The 17,284-nt window shown below is 68.0% G+C and carries 19 protein-coding genes; 10 read left to right on the top strand and 9 right to left on the bottom strand.

What is annotated here, in order from left to right:
* Positions 1 to 15 precede the first annotated feature (15 nt).
* The 3 genes from ACQE3M_RS12825 (at position 16) to ACQE3M_RS12835 (ending at position 1,835) form a co-directional block, all read left to right on the top strand.
* Positions 16 to 717: an HAD family hydrolase gene (locus ACQE3M_RS12825; protein WP_430506018.1), complete on the top strand. Its 702-nt coding sequence runs from the start codon at positions 16 to 18 to the stop codon at positions 715 to 717.
* A complete protein-coding gene (locus tag ACQE3M_RS12830; protein ID WP_430506019.1) occupies positions 714 to 1,358 on the top strand; it encodes a class II aldolase/adducin family protein in 645 nt (214 codons plus the stop codon). The genes ACQE3M_RS12825 and ACQE3M_RS12830 overlap by 4 nt, the downstream gene beginning before the upstream one ends.
* Before the next feature lie 63 nt (positions 1,359 to 1,421).
* Positions 1,422 to 1,835, top strand: a complete 414-nt coding sequence (locus tag ACQE3M_RS12835; protein ID WP_430506020.1) for a methylated-DNA--[protein]-cysteine S-methyltransferase — start codon at positions 1,422 to 1,424, stop codon at positions 1,833 to 1,835.
* A 56-nt stretch (positions 1,836 to 1,891) separates the two neighbouring features.
* Here the strand turns inward: ACQE3M_RS12835 and ACQE3M_RS12840 are convergent, their stop codons facing one another.
* Positions 1,892 to 2,611, bottom strand: coding sequence for an MBL fold metallo-hydrolase (locus ACQE3M_RS12840; RefSeq protein ID WP_430506021.1), 720 nt, complete (start codon positions 2,609 to 2,611; stop codon positions 1,892 to 1,894).
* 160 nt (positions 2,612 to 2,771) lie between these two features.
* Between ACQE3M_RS12840 and ACQE3M_RS12845 the strand changes: the two genes are divergently transcribed.
* The 3 genes from ACQE3M_RS12845 (at position 2,772) to arsN2 (ending at position 4,038) form a co-directional block, all read left to right on the top strand.
* Positions 2,772 to 3,122: an ArsR/SmtB family transcription factor gene (locus ACQE3M_RS12845; protein WP_430506022.1), complete on the top strand. Its 351-nt coding sequence runs from the start codon at positions 2,772 to 2,774 to the stop codon at positions 3,120 to 3,122.
* Positions 3,123 to 3,197: 75 nt separating this feature from the next.
* Entirely contained in the window at positions 3,198 to 3,485 is a 288-nt protein-coding gene (locus ACQE3M_RS12850) for a hypothetical protein (RefSeq protein ID WP_430506023.1), read from the top strand.
* Between the two features lie 67 nt (positions 3,486 to 3,552).
* Complete coding sequence (gene arsN2, locus ACQE3M_RS12855) at positions 3,553 to 4,038, top strand: arsenic resistance N-acetyltransferase ArsN2 (RefSeq protein ID WP_430506024.1); 486 nt, start codon at positions 3,553 to 3,555, stop codon at positions 4,036 to 4,038.
* A gap of 56 nt (positions 4,039 to 4,094) precedes the next feature.
* Here the strand turns inward: arsN2 and ligA are convergent, their stop codons facing one another.
* Positions 4,095 to 6,014: an ATP-dependent DNA ligase LigA gene (gene ligA / locus ACQE3M_RS12860; RefSeq protein ID WP_430506025.1), complete on the bottom strand. Its 1,920-nt coding sequence runs from the start codon at positions 6,012 to 6,014 to the stop codon at positions 4,095 to 4,097.
* 303 nt (positions 6,015 to 6,317) lie between these two features.
* Here ligA and ACQE3M_RS12865 point away from each other — a divergent pair, with 303 nt between their 5' ends.
* Positions 6,318 to 6,776: a DUF4112 domain-containing protein gene (locus ACQE3M_RS12865; protein WP_430506026.1), complete on the top strand. Its 459-nt coding sequence runs from the start codon at positions 6,318 to 6,320 to the stop codon at positions 6,774 to 6,776.
* A 397-nt stretch (positions 6,777 to 7,173) separates the two neighbouring features.
* Positions 7,174 to 8,820, top strand: coding sequence for a glutamate-cysteine ligase family protein (locus ACQE3M_RS12870; RefSeq protein WP_430506027.1), 1,647 nt, complete (start codon positions 7,174 to 7,176; stop codon positions 8,818 to 8,820).
* Between the two features lie 190 nt (positions 8,821 to 9,010).
* On the opposite strand, the gene psmB is transcribed toward ACQE3M_RS12870, so the two are convergent.
* Entirely contained in the window at positions 9,011 to 9,745 is a 735-nt protein-coding gene (gene psmB / locus ACQE3M_RS12875; RefSeq protein WP_430506028.1) for an archaeal proteasome endopeptidase complex subunit beta, read from the bottom strand.
* Between the two features lie 104 nt (positions 9,746 to 9,849).
* Positions 9,850 to 10,026 carry a hypothetical protein gene (locus tag ACQE3M_RS12880; protein ID WP_430506029.1) on the bottom strand — a complete coding sequence of 59 codons (177 nt, stop codon included), beginning with the start codon at positions 10,024 to 10,026 and terminating at the stop codon, positions 9,850 to 9,852.
* A gap of 96 nt (positions 10,027 to 10,122) precedes the next feature.
* Here ACQE3M_RS12880 and ACQE3M_RS12885 point away from each other — a divergent pair, with 96 nt between their 5' ends.
* A complete protein-coding gene (locus ACQE3M_RS12885) occupies positions 10,123 to 11,490 on the top strand; it encodes an APC family permease (RefSeq protein ID WP_430506030.1) in 1,368 nt (455 codons plus the stop codon).
* Between the two features lie 38 nt (positions 11,491 to 11,528).
* Here ACQE3M_RS12885 and ACQE3M_RS12890 read toward each other — a convergent pair whose 3' ends face one another.
* On the bottom strand, positions 11,529 to 11,765 hold the full coding sequence (locus ACQE3M_RS12890) for a hypothetical protein (protein WP_430506031.1): 237 nt from the start codon (positions 11,763 to 11,765) through the stop codon (positions 11,529 to 11,531).
* Positions 11,766 to 11,893: 128 nt separating this feature from the next.
* On the opposite strand from ACQE3M_RS12890, the gene ACQE3M_RS12895 reads away from it, so the two are divergent.
* Positions 11,894 to 12,898 (top strand): acetamidase/formamidase family protein, encoded by a 1,005-nt coding sequence (locus ACQE3M_RS12895; protein WP_430506032.1) that lies wholly within the window; start codon positions 11,894 to 11,896, stop codon positions 12,896 to 12,898.
* On the opposite strand, the gene ACQE3M_RS12900 is transcribed toward ACQE3M_RS12895, so the two are convergent.
* From ACQE3M_RS12900 to ACQE3M_RS12915, 4 genes are all read right to left on the bottom strand, one after another.
* Positions 12,881 to 13,963: a DUF5305 family protein gene (locus tag ACQE3M_RS12900; protein ID WP_430506033.1), complete on the bottom strand. Its 1,083-nt coding sequence runs from the start codon at positions 13,961 to 13,963 to the stop codon at positions 12,881 to 12,883. The two genes, ACQE3M_RS12895 and ACQE3M_RS12900, sit on opposite strands and share 18 nt — an antisense overlap.
* Before the next feature lie 148 nt (positions 13,964 to 14,111).
* Complete coding sequence (locus ACQE3M_RS12905; protein WP_430506034.1) at positions 14,112 to 15,431, bottom strand: FG-GAP repeat domain-containing protein; 1,320 nt, start codon at positions 15,429 to 15,431, stop codon at positions 14,112 to 14,114.
* A 50-nt stretch (positions 15,432 to 15,481) separates the two neighbouring features.
* Positions 15,482 to 16,531 carry a signal peptidase I gene (locus ACQE3M_RS12910; protein WP_430506035.1) on the bottom strand — a complete coding sequence of 350 codons (1,050 nt, stop codon included), beginning with the start codon at positions 16,529 to 16,531 and terminating at the stop codon, positions 15,482 to 15,484.
* Positions 16,532 to 16,609: 78 nt separating this feature from the next.
* Entirely contained in the window at positions 16,610 to 17,197 is a 588-nt protein-coding gene (locus tag ACQE3M_RS12915) for a hypothetical protein (protein WP_430506036.1), read from the bottom strand.
* Between the last annotated feature and the right edge of the window lie 87 nt (positions 17,198 to 17,284).

Consider the following 17,284-nt stretch of genomic DNA (forward strand, 5'->3'; position numbering starts at 1 on the left):
GGAGAGTGTGTCGGCATGGACTACGAGGCCGTCTTCCTCGATCTCGACGACACGCTGTACCCTTACGACCGCTGCAACGAGGCCGGCAAGCGGGCCGCCTACGAGACGTTTCTCGACTTAGGCTACGACCTCTCCCGCGAGGAGTTCGCGGCCCTCTACCAGGAGAGCCGCCGGGAGACCAAACGCGAGCTCGCCGGCACCGCGTCCGCGCACGGGCGGTTCCTCTACTTCAAGCGCGCACTCCGCCTGTACGCCGACGTCCACGACGCCGGGGACGCACTCGCGCTCGGGGAGGCCTACTGGGACCGCTACGTCGCGGAGATGGAGCTGTTCGACGGCGTCCGCGGGACGCTCAACGCGTTCCAGGACGCCGGGCTCGACGTCGTCGTCGTCACCAACCTGACGACCCGGATACAGCTCCGGAAGCTCGAGGCACTCGGGATCGACGACCGTGTGGACCTGCTGCTCACCTCCGAGGAGACGGGGCGGGAGAAGCCGAGCACTATCATGTTCACGACGCCGCTGGCCGAGCTCGACCTGCGCCCGAGCGAGGCGATCATGGTCGGTAACTCCGTCACGAGCGACGTCGAGGGCGGCAACGCCGCCGGGATGGACACCGTCCTCTTCAACGCGGACACCGACCGCGAGCTCGCGGGCCACGAGCGACCGGACCACCGGATAGAAACGTTCGGCGACCTGACGGAGGTGGTACTGTGACTCTCACCCCCGAACGCGAAGCCGTCGTCGAGCACGCACCCGAGCTGGCCGCGCTCACGCCGGGACGAACCGGGAACCTGAGCGTCCGCAGCGGCGACGCCTTCGCCGTCACCCCCACCGGCGTCGCCTACGACGCCTTCGACGTCGAGGACGTCCCCGTCGTCGACTTCCACGGCGAGCAGCGGGCCGGGAAGATGGCCCCGTCGAGCGAGGTGCCGATGCACACCGGCATCTACCGCCACGACGAACCGGGCGCGATCGTCCACACGCACTCGCCGTGGGCGACGACGCTGAGCGTGCTCGACCAGCCGCTCCCGCCGATCCACTACATGATCGTCGCCGTCGGCCGGCGGGTTCCCGTCGCCGACTACGCCCCCTTCGGCACGGAGGAGCTCGCCGCCAACGTCGTCGCCGCGATGGAGGACGCCGATTCGGACGCCGCGATCATCCAGAACCACGGGCTCGTCGTCACCGGCCCCGACCTGGAGACGGCCATCGAGAACACGCGGCACGTCGAGGACCTCTGCCGGCTCTACCTCCAGAGCTCGTGGTTCGGCGAGCCGAACGAGCTCACCGACGAGCAGCTCGCGACCGTCGAGGCGAAGTTCGAGACGTACGGGCAGCAGCCGGACGCGGAGTAACTCTGCGGACATCCGGCGGCGCCGCGCGCAAACCCTTTAAAATACGACCGCCTCCCTCGACCTGTGCAGGCGACCGTCCTCGGCGACGCCTACGTGATCGACGGCGCCCTCCTCGACGTCGACGAGCCGGAGCTCCGTCGCCAGCTCGCCGAGTACGAGGCCGGCGAGCGACGCGAGTTCGACGTCGCCGTGGACTTCCCGGACGGCTTCCGCGGCGACATCATGCGGGCGATGACGGCGATCCCGTACGGCGAAACCCGCACCTACGGCGACCTCGCCGCCGACCTCGACAGCGCGGGCCAGGCCGTCGGGCAGGCGTGCGGCGCGAACCCCGTGCCGGTCGTCGTGCCCTGTCACCGCGTCGTCGCTGCCGACTCGCTCGGCGGGTTCTCGGCGCAGGGCGGGACGGCGGCGAAGCGGCGGCTGCTCGCGTTCGAGCGCGGCGAGGGATCGCAGTCGCGGCTGGACGCCTTTTAAATAAAGTGGGAGGGCGGGGGTACGGGGCGGCTGAGCGTGGAGGTTGGAGGCCGCCGCTACTGGTTCGCCGAGCGCCGGTCGAGCGCGACGGGGATCGACCGCGAGGCCACGTCGGCCGCGAACGCGTCGTCGTCCGCTTCGAGCTGCTCGAAGGTGTCGTAATGGATCGGAACGACCAGGTCGGGGTCCAGCTTCTCCGCGAGGTCGGCCGCCTGATGACGGTCGGAGACGATGCCGCCGTTGCCGATGTTGGCGAGGTACAGCGAGACGTCCAGCTCCGCGAAGCCGTCGAGCGCGTCCGAGTCACCCTGCCAGAAGACGGTCGTGCCCGACAGCGACAGCAGGTAGCCGACGCCGAGCCCGGGCGGGTGCGCGACCTCGCCGTCCTGCGCGTTCGGGCCCTCGGGGTCGTTGTACGCGGGGACGGACCAGACGGTCACGTCGCCGACGGTGACGCGGTCCTCCTCGCCGATGCGGACGACCTCGAACTCCTGCGCGAGCTCGTCAACCGGGTCGACGTCACGGTCGATCTCGCTCGCGTCGACCCCCTCGTAGACGACGATCGTCGCGTCGTTTCCGGCGACCGAGCGGATGCCGTCGGTGCTGTAGTGGTGGTTGTGCGTGACGACGACGAGGTCCGCGTCCTTCCCCCAGTAGTCCTCGAGGACACCGTAGCGGCCGGGGTCGGTGTAGGCGACGGTGCCGTCGGTCGTCTCGAGGCGCGCCGTCGCGTAGCCGAGCCACTCGACAGTGAGGTTGTGGTGTCGGACGGTCATACCTGCGTGTGGTTCCCGCTGGCTCTTGAGCGTGGCCATCGCGGCGAGACCGCGAGAACTCGTCGCGGATGGGATCGGCCAACCCGTCGACCGTCGACCACGAAGTGCTCACCCGGCGGTAGTTTTATATTAGCTACTGCTTATATTAGCATATACTAAGATGTCTTCCGAGAACACCGCCGGGAACGGGGAGGCCGCCCGGTCCGAGCGCTGCTGTTCGGTCGACCATTCGCTGTCGAACGCGGAGATCGCCGAGGACGTCGAAACGCTTGCGACGCTTGGCAACGACACCCGATACGAGGCGCTCCGGCTCATCGCCGAGGCAGAGGACGGCGTCTGTGTCTGTGACCTGGAGCCGGAACTCGGCGTGAGTCAGGGCGCAGTCAGCCAGGCGCTTTCCCGGCTCTTCACCAGCGGCCTCGTTGACCGTCGCAAGGAGGGGCGCTGGCGGTACTACAGCGCCACGCCGCGCGCGGAGCGGCTCCTGCGCGTCCTCGACGAAACGAGATAGCGAGCTCCGAACCGGCCGAACCGGCCGAACCGGCCGAACCGATCGAACCATTCGAAGCCCACATCGCTCACCCCAATGCGAGACCCAACCCGTGACCCACGACGACGCTCCGCTCCCGACCAGCCCACCTGGGACAGCGTGCTCCTCAGCTACGTCATGATAGCGGCGATTCCAGCTGTCCTCTGGATGGCCGCCAACCCAGTGACCGGCCTCGTGGCGGTCGGCATGATCGCTAGCCTCGGCCTCGGCGCACGCAAGGCCGCCGGGCTGATCCGGTGTTTCTACCAGTGCGGACGGCTCGCGTTCGACGTCGGCGACGCCCGAGTGACGGTCTGCCGGCGACCCGCGGAGGAGCCATGCTGAATCGGTCGCGCCGACCGCTGCCTGGAACCACCAAATTCGGCTCCGCATCCGGGGCGGGACGACCGCAATGACGGGGAGATCCGTCCAGCTGGAACCCGCAGCTGGGAGCGACCTCGACGACGTGAGATCCTTGCTGCGAGCGAACGATCTGCCAGCGGCGGACGTCGGCGCGAACGCCGATTCGATATATCGAGTCATCGACGAGGGCGATCTCGTCGGCCTCGGCGGCGTCGAGCGGTACGGGACGGTCGGCCTCCTCCGGTCGGTCGTCGTCACGGAAGCGAACCGCGGCGAGGGCTACGGGACGGCGATCTGTGACGCGCTCGAGGCACAGGCACGATCCACGGGCGTCGAGACGCTGTTTCTGCTGACGACGACGGCGACGGAGTTCTTCCGCGAGCGCGGCTACGAACCCGCGGAGCGAACCGCAGTGCCCGAGTCGATTCGGCAAACGAACGAGTTCACCGACCTCTGTCCGGAGACGGCGGCCTGTCTACGGAAGGACTTAGCTGAGAAACGCGACGGAGATCGGTTCGGTTCGACGCCGCCGTGAACGGCCCCCGGCGACTGCCCCCGTCCGTGACCGCTTACTGCCCCGCCCGTGACCGCTTACTGCTGGTCGGCCAGCCGCTCCACGCGCGCGAGCGTGTCGGCGTCAGACGGGTCCTTGTCCTCGCGGCGCTCGACGTATCGCGGGAAGCGGAGCGCGTAGCCTGACGAGTAGGTCGGCGATCGCTGTATCTCCTCGTAGCCGACCTCGAAGACGACCTCGGGCTGGAGGTCGACCTCCGTGCCGTCCTCGCTCGCGATGTACGGCTCCAGCAATTCGGTCAGGTCCTCCAGTTCCTCGTCCGTGATCCCGGTGGCAACCTTGCCGATGGTCTCGTAGCCGTCCCCCTCGTCGTCGCGCACGCCGAGGAGGAACGTGCCGAGCAAGTTCGCCCGGCGGCCCTCGCCCCACTCCGCGCCCGTGACGACCAGGTCCAGCGTCTCGACGTCCGGCTTCCGCTTGAGCCAGTTGCGCCCGCGGTCACCGGGGGTGTAGGCCGCGTGGGGGTCCTTTAGCATGATCCCCTCGTGACCGGCCTCGAGCGCGGCGGTTTCCCGTTCCGCGATGGCGTCGACCGTCTCCACGACGTCGAGGTCGGCCGCGGCGTCGGGGACGACGTCGGCGAGGCGGTCGTGACGCTCGACGAGCGGCGCGTCGAGCAGGTCGTCGCCGGCGACGTGGAGGCAGTCGAACGCGTGGAGCCGGAGCTCGACCTCATCGCGCATGCGCTCGACGTCGTGCTTCCGGCGGAAGCGACGGAGCACCTCCTGGAAGGGTAGCGGGTCGCCCGCGTCGTCGACGGCGACAACCTCCCCGTCGAGGATGACCGGGACGTCGACCGCGTCGGCGACGAACTCGCCGATCTCGGGAAGCGCGGCGGTCACGTCGTCCATGTTCCGCGAGTAGATCCGGGGTTCGAGGGGGTTGCGGCCAGCCTCGGACACGGAGCTGGCCTGGTCCCCGGGAGCGTAGTGGATCTGGACGCGCGCGCCATCGAACTTCGTCTCGACGCCCGCGGCGTCCCACTCGTCCATCGCGTCGCTCGCGGTTCCGGCCTGCGCGAGCATCGCCTGGACCGGTCGCCCGACCTGAAGCCCCTCCGAGTCGAGGCCCTCCCGTCCCTCGTCGCGCGCCAGGATGGCGACGTGCCCGTAGTCGTTCGTCACCTGGAGCGCGCGCTCGACGGCGGCGACGTCGGCGTCCGACGCGTGGAGGGTGACTTCGGCATCGGCCTCCGCGTCGGCAGCGGCATCCGCGACGGCACCAGCGTCCGCGTCGGCATCGGCATCCGCGGCGGCATCGGCGTCGACGGCGTCATCGGCGTCGGCATCTTCCCCCTCGACGGCGAACTGTTCGAGCGTCGCCTCCGCGGCTTCGGCCGCCTCAGTCGCTGGGTCGCCTTCCCCAGCCTGTTTGGCGTCGGCGAGAAACGCCTCGGCGATGGCGTCGCGCACGGCGCCCTCGCCGACGCCGAGGCGCATCTCGCCGAGGACGAGCCGTGCGAGCAGCTTCGCTTCGGTCGGCTCACTCCGGTTGAACAGGCCGAACAGCGTGTCGAGCTTGGTACTCTCGCTGCCCGCGCCGGACGCAGCTGCGAGCTCGCGCAGCGTTTCGTCCACCTCGGCGACGGTGAGGGCGTCGGTGCCGCCGGCGAACGCGCCGAGCCCCTGCTGCCCGCCGAACTCGTAGCCGGCCGCGACGGCGCCGATCTCCCCCCGCTCGGCGAGCCGGTCCTCGACGTCGTCGGCGTCGACGTTCTGTCCGGCTGCGCGGGCGATGGCCTCCTGACACAGCGAGGGACCGATGTCGAGCGTTCGAGTGTCGTGCGCGGGGAAGACACGCCCCAGCAGGAAGCGGACGACCGTCGGGAGGGCCTCGTCGGCGTCGTCGAACAGCGCGGCGACGAGCGCCGTCGTCTCGAGGTCCCCGGGCTCCGCTTCGATCGTCTCGGCCCGGGCGGCGAACTCGGCAAACTCCATACAGTGGGTGATCCGGCGGCATTCAAAAGGCCCCCGGACCGGCGGTGGGCGTCGACGGGGTCGATCGCGACAATACCCGCCCGGAAGAACGCCTCCATCTCCGCGAGCTCGTCGATGAGTTGCTGGCCCCCCTGTCGGTACATCTCGCGAGTTTGCTCGACAGGGATCTCACGTATCTGGTCGCGATGACCGTGCCCGAAGGGCGTTCGATCACGCGTTGACTCGCGAATGAAGGGCCGAGACTGGCGTCGGGACGACACCCGCCACACAGACTTTCCGTCACCAACACGAAACGCTACCCCCATGCCCGCGGACTTCGAATCTCGCTTCGACGTCGACTACGACGGTGAACTACCGGGGAGCGTCGACGAAGCCGCGCTCAAGCGGATGGAGACGGTCGCGTACGTGCTCGACGAGAGCGTGCGCGTCCCCGGCATCGGCGTCCGCATCGGTATCGACCCGGTTCTGGGTGCACTCCCTGTCGCTGGCGACGTGGTGAGTGGCGCCTTCTCCCTGTACATCGTCGCCGAGTCGGCGTACCTCGGAGTCTCCTTCACCACGCTGCTGGAGATGATCGCCAACATCACCATCGACCTGACGGGTGGGTCCATTCCCTACGCCGGTACCGTGTTCGATGCGCTCTGGAAGGCGAACAAACGCAACGTCGCGCTCGCACTGGAGGACCTGGCCCAGGCGGCGGAGACGGACGGATCCGGCAGCGGGACAGGCGGCGTCGACATCCCCGTCGAATCTGACGACTGAGTGCTTATTCGACTGCTCCCAACGAGCCCGACTACGACGGCGGCATTTGAACCACCGAGTCATGCGTGACGTGACTCCGAGATCACGGTTCGTCATGATGGCGGTATCTGAGATCGCTGGCCGACGGCTTCGGGAGTGGCCCCGAACACGACATACTGGAGGAGTCCTTCGCGTAACACCCCCGATAACACGATGCTCAACCGATAGGTGGTAGTCCCAGAAAGTGTTTTGCCATCACTGGCCAAACTACCGTCGTCTGCATCGGGATTAGCGGTCTCAACTTCTGGCCCGGCTCGTTCAGGCCGTCTGGCGCCGGGATTCGGCGGTGCACGGCAGTCGTCCGCGAACGTCGGATCGGTCGCCGGGCTTTTTTATGTGGCCGCCCGTCGCAGTTGGCATGAGCACGGAGTCGGACCTTGCGGCGCGCGTCCGGGAAGCCCTCGACGTCGACGCCGAGGAGTTCTCGGCCCGCGCCGAGGCCGACGCTGAGGTCGTCAAGGAAGCGCTACGGGACGGCGCGTTCGATAACCACCAGTCCATCGTCGGGTTCGAGTACGAGTTCTACGCGGTCGCCGACGGGCGCTGGAGCGAGGAGTCGCGCGCGGAGGACTACGCGCTGATGCGGGTGCCCCGTCGCCTGCTCGAGCACATGGGCTTCGAGAAGGAGCTCGGGCTCCACAACGCGGAGATGCGCACGAGTCCGCAGCCCCTCTCGGAGCACGGGCTCCAGGCGCAGGAGTCGGAGATCCGGGCCCGGCTGGCCGCCGCGCTCGACACGGCCGCGGCGGAAGGGATGCGGCTCGTCTCGGACGGCGTCTGGACGATCCCGCCGGTCGGGGAGAGCGCGCGGGAGTACCTGACCGACAGCGTCGAGATCGACGGGATCCGCGTCGCGACGAATATGAGCGACGCCGCCCGGTATCACGCGATGGCAAACTTCGGGGCCGTCGACGTCGGCAGCGACGAAACCGGCGACGACGAGGACATTGACGAGGACGCCGACGATGGGGACGACACTGGCGAGGACGGCGGCGACGACGCACCCGGGAAACCGGCGACGACGACACTGGAGGCGCCCGGCATTACCCTCGAGGCCGACACGGTGATGCCGGAGAGCCTCATCACCTCCATCCAGCCCCACTACCAGGTCGCGCAGGCGGCGACGCTGCCGGTCCACTTCAACTACGCGCTGCGGATCGCCGGCCCCCTCCTCGCGCTCGGCGTCAACTCGCCGTTCTTCCCACCCGAGCTGTACGACGACGACTGGGACGCGGAGCGCGTCCTCGCCGAGGGCGCCCAGGAGAACCGGATCCACGTCTTCGAGTCGGTGCTGAACAGCCGCACGGACGAGAACAAGGTCCGGTTCCCCCGGGACCTCGAAACCGCGGAGGAGGCAGTCGACCGCATCGCGTCCGACGAAACGCTGGTCCCGATGCCGGTCGAGGCCGGCAGCGACCGGTTCGACGACGACTTCGCGACCTTCCGGCTGAAGCACGGCACGTACTGGCGGTGGGTCCGGCCGGTGTTCGAGGGCGCAAGCCGGTCGGCCGCGAACGCCCGGATCGAGTTCCGGCCCGTCCCCGGTCAGCCGACGGTCCGGGATTCAGTCGCGTTCCAGGCCGCCTTCGCCGGCCTGATGGAGGCGCTGCCACAGCACGAGCACCCGGTGATCAGCCTCTCGCACGAGCGCGCGGTCGACAACTTCTACGCCGCGGTTGCCGACGGGATCGACGCCGAGCTCTCGTGGATCGGGACGGACGGCACGCTGACGACCGAGACGGACGAGATCTACGAGGAAATCCTCGACTACGCCGGCGCGGGACTGGAGTCAGCCGGCTGCTCGGAGGCCGAGGCGGAGCGCTGGCTCGCGCCCCTCCGCTGGCGCGTCGAGGAGTGGACGACGCCGGCGAGCTGGAAGCAAGACCGCGTCCGCGAACGGCTCGACGACGGAGCGGCCTTCGCCGACGCCGTGGAGGACACCCAGCGGGAGTACGTCGGGAACCAGACGGAGACGCTTATAAACGGAAGCCTCGCCGGCTGGTAGTCGGCGGTCAAACCGTTTTGAGGACAGTCGTCGCTGTCGACAGCGACGCTGTTGCTGGTGTCGCTGGAGAACGGACGGCCGAGTTGGCCGTCACGAGAAACGGAAGAGAGTCAGCGACCGCGTTCGACGGGCCAGTTCGGTGATGTGGTCTGCGTCGGCGTCGTCGAGCGCGAACTCGACGGCGACGACCTTACTCCTCGTCGCCGAGGACTTCCGCGAAGTCCTTGTGACGGGTGATCTCGACGCCCTCGTCGGTGACGACGGCGACGTTGATCCCGTTCCCGGACGCGAGGTCACGTTCGACGGCGGACTCGATGGCGCGGCCGGCCAGCTGCTTGGCCTCCTCGATCGAGAGGTCCTCGTCGTAGTCCTGCTCGAGGACACCGAGGGCGTACTGGGAGCCCGAGCCGGTAACCGTGTACTTCTCCTCGGTCGTGCCGCCGAGGGCGTCGATGGAGTAGATGTGTGCACCGTCCTCGTCGACGCCGCCCAGGATCGGCTGGACGATGTAGAAGGCGCCCGAGCGGAGCAGGTTGCCCGTCAGCGTCGAGAGCGCTTCCATCGACATGTCCTTGCCGCGGCGGGCCTCGTAGAGGTTCGTCTCCGCCTGCAGCGTGGAGATCAGCGACTGGGCCGCCGAGACGGAGCCGGCGATGGTCAGCGCGCCGCGCGGGTGGATCTGCTCCACCTTCTGGACGTCCTTCGAGGAGACCATTCGGCCGAGCGACGCGCGCATGTCCGTCGCGAGCACGACGCCCTCCTCGGTCGTGAGACCGACGGTGGTCGTCCCCGTCTTCATGCCGTCCTGGTCCTCAGCGGCGGCAGCGCGCTGTTCGCTCTGCTCGAACTCGCCGAGCTCGGGACCGAACACCGGCTGGTCGTCGTGAGACATCTCGCTGGAGAGATCAGCTTGCGGAGTTCGCATTACGCCATCGTTAGCTCGGCGCGCTGATAAAGGCAACCCTTCCGCCTTTCGTTGCCCCATTCGTTCCTGGTCGTGAGTTCGCCGCGAACTGGGACCAAACCCGCTCAGTTCGTTGCGTTCTCGAGGGCCCGGCCCGTCGCGTCGACGAGGCGCGCGATGGGCACGGGAAGGCGGAGGCCAGCACGGTGGGCGGCGAGCTCGAGCGGGAACAGCAGGATACCGACGGCGACGACGACCTGGTGGAGACCCAACAGCAGGGGACGGCGAACGCGGTTCAGCATGATACCCGTCTCGGGGGCGGGCGTGTATATAAATGTACTGTCGCTTCGGCGACGACGGCGAACACGCATATCAGTCTCCCTCTCCTTTCGCCGGGTATGGATGGAGAGTCGCTCGGACTGACCGAGGGAGTCTCGATCGCACTCGGTGGAATGATCGGCGGCGGCATCTTCGCTGTGCTGGGCGTCGTCGCCCAGATCACCCGGGCCGCGGCGTGGTTCGCGTTCGTCGTCGCCGGAGTGGTCGCACTCTGTGCGGCGTACTCGTACGTCAAGCTCAACGAGCTGAGCGAGGGCCAGGGCGGTTCGGTCACGTTCATCCAGTGCTTCCTCGAGAACCCGGACCTCGCCGGGATGGCCGGCTGGACGCTGCTGTTCGGCTACGTCGGATCGATGGCGATGTACGCGTACGCGTTCGGGAGCTACACCGTCGGGTTCGCCGTCGTCCCGGACGCCGTCGCCGGGGTCCCGATGCGGCCGGTCGTCTCCGTGCTGATGGTCGCCGGGTTCGTCGGGCTCAACCTGCTCGGCGCGCAGGCGACGGGCGCGACGGAGAACCTCCTGGTGGGGGTAAAAGTCGCCATCCTCCTCACGTTCGGGGTCGCCGGGATCTACTACGGCGTGAACACCGGACAGATCGAGGCCGGGCTCGAGCGCATCGCCTCGGTCCAGCCGGTGATGGCCGCCGGCGTCTCCTTCGTGGCCTTCCAGGGCTGGCAGTTGCTGTTCTACAGCCAGGAGAGCTTCGAGAACCCGATGGAGACGATCCGGAAAGCCGTCTACGCCTCCGTCGTCGCCGCCGTCGGGATCTACGTCCTCGTCGGTATCTCGACGCTCAGTCTGGCGCCGCTGTCCGTCATCGAGCAGCATCCCGAACGAGCCCTCGCCGTCGCGGCCGACCCCGTCGTCCCCTACGGCTTCGTCGTCATCTCGCTCGCGGCGCTGTTCTCGACCGGGAGCGCGCTCAACGCGACACTGTTTTCGGCCGGCTACTTCGCGAAGGGAATGCTCTCCGAGGACCTGGTGCCGGACCGCGTCGGCGACGCGAGCGCGGACGGCGTCCCGCAACGGATCCTGATCATGCTCGGGGGTGTCATCGCCGCGTTCGCCGCGTTCGGGTCCCTGAGCGCGATCACCTCCTTCGCCTCCCTCACGTTCATCGTCGTCTTCGGCGCGATGAGCCTGCTCGCGTTGAAACAACGCGAGCAGCCGGAAGTGAACCCGATCCCGCCGGCGATCGGCGCCGTCGGGGCCGGTGGCTTCTTCGTGGTCATGTTCTGGCACCTCTACAGCACGGAGCGGCACACCTTCTACGCCGTTCTCGTCATCGCGCTCGCGCTCGTCGCCGTCGAGACGCTCTATTTCAAGCACGAGGCGCTCCAGGAGGAGGTGACGACGTTCGAACGGCTCGTCGAACCGGACGGCTGGCACGACGAGGAGTCGGCGAGCGTGGACGACCTCCTCTGAATCGAACGGGCCGCTGCCGGGATGGTAGCCCGCCTGCCTCAGGAGAGGTCAGTGACGAGCTCCGTGAAGAGGCCACCGGGCGATTCGATCTCCTCGACGTCCTGCTTGACGACGTCGCCCTTCACGCCCGTCACGTTCCCGAGCGGGACGACCGTCTCCTGTCCGTCCCCGTCCGGCGTCGCCCAGACGAGCTCGCCGATGATCCGTACTTCCTCACACTCGATCCGCGCCTCCTCTCCACCGATCGGGTCGTCGATGTACACGGTTGCGCTCATGTCAGTTCGACGTTCGCCGCCGCGCCGAATAACGGATGTGGCCGGTAGAGTAGGCGGCCGACCCAGCACTGCGAGTGTCGTGTGCCGGCGACAGTATCGTTTTCCGGGCAGAGCCGTAACCGATTTCCATGACCGAGCGACGGTTCGCCGCCGGCGACGTGCCGACGCCGGACCATCACCTGACCGACGACGACAGCAACGTCCACTACACCTGGGACAACGGGATCGACCCGGTCCTCACCGTCGCGCCGGGCGACGTCGTCAGGTTCGACTGCCGGGACGCCGCCGACCGGCAGGTCGGACCGGACTCGGACCTCACGGAGTACCTGGCCGTGGAGACCGAGGGCCACGCGCTGACTGGCCCCGTCGCCGTCGAGGGCGCGGGGCCGGGCGACACGCTCCGCGTCGACCTCCTCGCGTTCGAACACGAGGGCTGGGGCTTCTCCGGCGTTCCCGATGGTGACTCTGGCGGTGGCCTGTTGCCGGAGGAGTTCCCGGACCCGCACTTCCGCGTCTGGGACCTCGACACGCGCGAGGACGGGACCCGCGTCGCCCGGTTCGCCGACGACGACGCGCCGGCGGTCGCCGTCCCCCTCGACCCGTTCCCCGGGAACCTCGGCCTCGCGCCCGGCGAGGACGGCGAGCACGATACGATGCCGCCCCGTAACGTCGGCGGCAACATGGACGTGAAACACCTGACGGCGGGGTCGACGCTCTACCTCCCGGTCGAGGCGGCCGGCGCGCTGTTCTCGATCGGCGACTGCCACGCCGCGCAGGGCGACGGCGAGGTGTGTATCACCGGCATCGAGGCGCCGATGTCGGTGACCGCGCGCTTCGACCTCGCCGAGGGCCGGTCGGTCGACGCGCCGGAGTTCGAGACGACCGGCCCGTTCACGCCGACGGGGCGCGACGAGCCGATGTACGCGACGACGGGCATCGCGCCGGACCTGATGGACGCGACGAAGGACGCCGTCCGGAACATGATCGACCACCTCCACGAGCACCGCGGCTTCTCGCGGCCGGACGCCTACGTGCTCTGCTCGGCCGCCGTCGACCTGAAGATCAGCGAGGTCGTCGACGCTCCGAACTGGACCGTGACGGCGTACCTGCCGGAGTCAGTCGTCCTCGACTGACTCAGAGTGGGTAGCGGCCAACTCCTCGTCGTTCCCGCCGAAGACAAAGCCAGTTTCGGTCCCGGGATACGTGTACGTCGTCGGCCCGTCGACGACGGCGTACACGTCTCGCGCCTCGTCGTAGATGACGCGCTCGTTGGCGTCGATGGCGACGTCGACGAGGTCGGTGAGCGTGTCCATCCGAATCGACTCCTCCAGTGCCCAGCTCGGAATAGCGCCAGCGGAGATCCACTCGTCGAGTCGCTGGCGCTCGAGCTCCCGGTAGATCCTCTCGGGGTCGTCGATCCGGCGCGCGCCGACGACCGCGACGACCGCGCCGAACAGGGAGACCAGCGCCATGCCGCCGCCGAGGAACGTGGTCGACGGGAGCGGCTCGTCCTCGGCGGTCCGTCGACGCGTCGTCGTCTGCTCGTGAGTGCGCTCGGCGGGCTGGAAACCGCCGATGGAGTACGACTCCGTCCCCAGCGAGAGCGGCACGGTCGTCGACAGTGACCCGGCGTAGCGGTCGCTCTCGTACTGCGTCTGGATGCGAAGTTGCGTCGACAGCGACACCGAACTGCTCAGGTCACCGCGGATCTCGTTAACCCGGTCGATGGTCGCCGGAACGTCGATCGTCGTCTCGGTCACGGAGCGACCGTCCGTGACTGTCACGTTCCGCCGAGTAAGCGGCAACCGGTCGCTCCAGAGCTCCTCGCCGCTGACCGTCGCCTCGAGGACGAGGTCGACGCGATGGGAGAGGTGTACCTCGGTGTTGGCCGGCGTCCGAGTGGTAGAGGTGACCGTCAGTTTCGGCGACACGTCGGTCAGGTAGATCGGCTTGTCCCGGAGGACGGTCCCCTCCTCCCAGAGTGGCGTGTCTCCGGTCACGACGGCGCTGTCGTTCGCCGTCTGGCGGAACGTCTGGACGTGCTCGCGCTCGGTGACAGTGTACGACGAGTCGGCGTTCGCGTAGGCGACGCCCGCGGCGCCACCGGCCACGTACGCGAGCACGAGCAGGACGGCGGCGACGGCGAGGCCGTGCCTGGCGAGGAGATATCTGGCCTTGAGATCGACGGTTCCAATCATTATTCAGAAACGATGCTCTGTCTTACCCACGTGCGGACAGTGTTAAGAAAACGACGGCCATCCCCGGCGTCGAGCTGTTCAGCCATCGGGCTGTCCCGCATCGAACGGTCCAGCAATCAGCCACCCCAGCAATCCGGCTGTCCAGCCATCAGGCCGCCCCCGTCTCAGCCGCGACGCTAACGTCCGAGCCGTCCACGGTGACCCTGGTTACCGTCGCCGTCCCGTCGCCGATGTCGTCGGCGACGTAGAGCACTCCGGCATCGCGGAAGAGGATCTCCGGATCCCCGTCGTCGTCCCAGTCAAACGAGGCCACCGGTGCTTTGTCCGCCGAGATGCTGTTCCCGTCGGTGCTCAATTTCGTCCTGGTTCCGTCCGCGGTAACGACTGAGAGGACGTTACTCCCGTCGACGAAGGGGACGCGGGGCGTCCCGTCGCCGTCGAAGTCCGCGGGCGCACCGGCTCCGACGCCGTTGTTCGAACCGATCCCCCCGTTCGATACTTTCCGGATCGTCGACCCATCCTCCTCGACGTACCGGAGCTGGGCGCTCCCGTCGACGAAGACGATCTCGGTCGCGCCGTCGCCGTCGAAATCCAGCACGCCGACGACGGCGCTCGCGCCGTTGGAGGCCTCCACGATCTCGACAGTGTCCGTCTCGTTCGCGTAGTAGACGTACGATTCCCCGTCGTCGACGAAGAAGACCGCGTGGCCGCTCTCGTTCCACACGCCGGTTGCCATCTTCGTCTTGTCCGTCTCCGCGCCCGCATCGAGCACGCCCGACAGCGCGCTCGCGTCGAGCAGCTGGGTCGACTCGTTGTTGCGGTCGACGGCGAAGACGTCGCCGTTGCTTCCGTTGACGTACGGGATCTCCGCGCGGCCGTCGTCGTCGAGGTCCGCCGTCATCGGCCCGGTCACCTGGACGCTGGTCGCGTCGTAGGCCGCACTGCTGCCGTTCCGGACCGTCCTGAGGTCGCGGTCGCTCGGCGTCGCGTAGACGACGCCCCGCGCGAGGTCGCAGTTGCCGTCGTCAATGGGGACCGATCGGTCGGCCGTTCCCGAGAGCCCGTCGCCATCGACGGAGACGTTGAACGTGACGGCCTCGCCGACGACGCCGCTGTCACAGACCGTCTGAAACTCGACCTGCTGGGCGTCCCCGCTCGTTAGCGTAAACGTGGTCGAATCGCCTACGTTGGTCCCGTCGACGACGAGGTCCCCGTAGTCCGTCGCAGCGCCGGTCACCCTGACGGTAACGGAGACGTCGCTGTCGAGACTGTTCGACGTGTCGACGAGGTTCTCGGTCGTCCCGGTGTGGACGTCCGCAGCGACGTCCAGCGAGAGCACGCCGTTTTCGTCGGTGACGACGTCGGCCCCGGGTTCCCGTTCGAGGGCCGCCGCGTCGAACGCGGCGGTTCCATCGAGCGCAATACCGACGACGCTGGAGCAAAGCAGGACGAGCACCAGGAGCCGCACCCAGGCTCGACCGCCGCGCCGGCGATCGCGCCGCTGGCTCCGGCGCCTGCTCATGGATTTCCGTCGCCGAACAGTCGGCGAAGCGTCCGACTTCGGGGAGTGCGGAGCGGGGTCTCCCCGTCGACGAACAGCGCGTAGCCGATACAGACCGGGGCGAACAGCGCCGACACGGACGCGCTCGCCGCCCAGAACGGATGGTGGTGATGCAGCCACAGCAGTACCGATTCCGGCAGCGTTGCCGGGTACACGTAGACGTGGAGCGTCGTTCGGTGGGGACCGACCGCGTCCGCCGTCACGCTCATCGTTGCGTTGATCGTCGTCCGCTCGGCGACGAGCCCGACGCTCGAACGATCGGTGACCGTGAGCGCCGCGACGTCCGCGCCGTCGGCGCTGATGACGACCGTCGTCAGGACGGACCGGACGATCCGCACCGTGTTCGACCGCGTAACGGGTTCGCTCACTGGCAGCGTTGCCGCCGACGTGCCGCCATCCGGCACGGCCGTATACGTGAACGTCGAGTGCGTCGCCGTCAGCAGCACGAAGCCGACGGCGATGGGGAGCGCGACGCCGAACACCGGGAGCGCGACGTCGCGGACCCGCAGCACCGTCCTGTCCGGTCGTCGACGTCGCCCCTCCGCGACCACGGCCGAAAGGGCCCAGGCGAGGATGCCGCCGAGCAGCACCCCGAGGGGGTGTGATCGAACGAACTCCGCTGCTGGTCCGAGACTCGGGATCGTGACCGGGTCGCCGCCGACCGTGAGCACCTCGCCGACGATCTGGTGTCGCTGCACAGGCGGGAGTCCGGTCGCCTGGTCCGGCGTCGGGTTGTTGTCCCCTTGCGTCACGAACCCGTCGCTGGTCTCGCGGACGACCCGGTGGGTGACGTAGACGTTCCGATCCTCGGAGTAGAACGTGATTACGTCCCCCGTTTCGATCTCACCCGCGGGAACGAGAATGTAGCCGTCGCCCTGCGCGATCGTCGGCTCCATGCTGTCGGAGGAAACGTACGAGACGGTTACGGGAGACGTCGCCGGCGCTGCGGCTATCGCAAGGAGCGCGACGGCGACGAGGGCGACAGCGTGCCAGGGTTTGAGCGCCACGTGTTCACGTTCGGAACGATCGTCGAACCGACGCCGCGGGCGGCGTCGGTGGCCGATTAGCTGCTCACGACGGCCGGGTTAGACGCTCACGTTCATCGTGCCCGAGAGGGTCGACGACGTGTCGACGGTCTGTCCGTCGATGCCCGTGTCGAACATCGCGATGATGTGGTAGGTCGTGTCCGATTCCGCGGTGAACGAATCGGAGCCGCCCGCATTCACCGTCGCGAGCGACCCGCTCGCAGTCCCGTTCCCGAGCCGGTAGACCTCGAAGACGACGTTGTTTGCGCCGATGCTGTTGTCGGGGGTGTACGTGAGCTGGACCGTGTGATTGACGCTGTCAGTGTTGTTGATCGTAAACACGTAGTCGGACGCCGAGACCGACGACGCTCCATCCGCGCTTGCGTTCCCGAACGTGTAACTCGCGTTCGGATTGATTCCCGAGGTACCGCCCAGGAGTCCAACGTCAATGTTTAGCTCCCCGTTCGAGCCCATCTCGGTGATCCCGGTTCCGCCCGAAGTGAACTGCAACGGACCGCTGTCGTCGGAGACGACGTCGATCGATGCCTGTCGTTCGACTGTCGCGGTGGTGAACGCTGTCGCCCCGAACGCCACGGTGCTCAATACGAGTACGGCTGCAAGTACGACGGCGAGTGTTGCCCGAGCCATGTCGTCAATGCAGACTCCAGAAACCCTGATAAGGCGCGAGGCTAAGTGTTTAGGTTCTGATTCCTCTAGCGGAACAGAATTCGAGCT

The sequence above is a fragment of the Halosubterraneus shenae genome (assembly GCF_050510935.1).
Classification (GTDB): domain Archaea; phylum Halobacteriota; class Halobacteria; order Halobacteriales; family Haloferacaceae; genus JBDGPU01.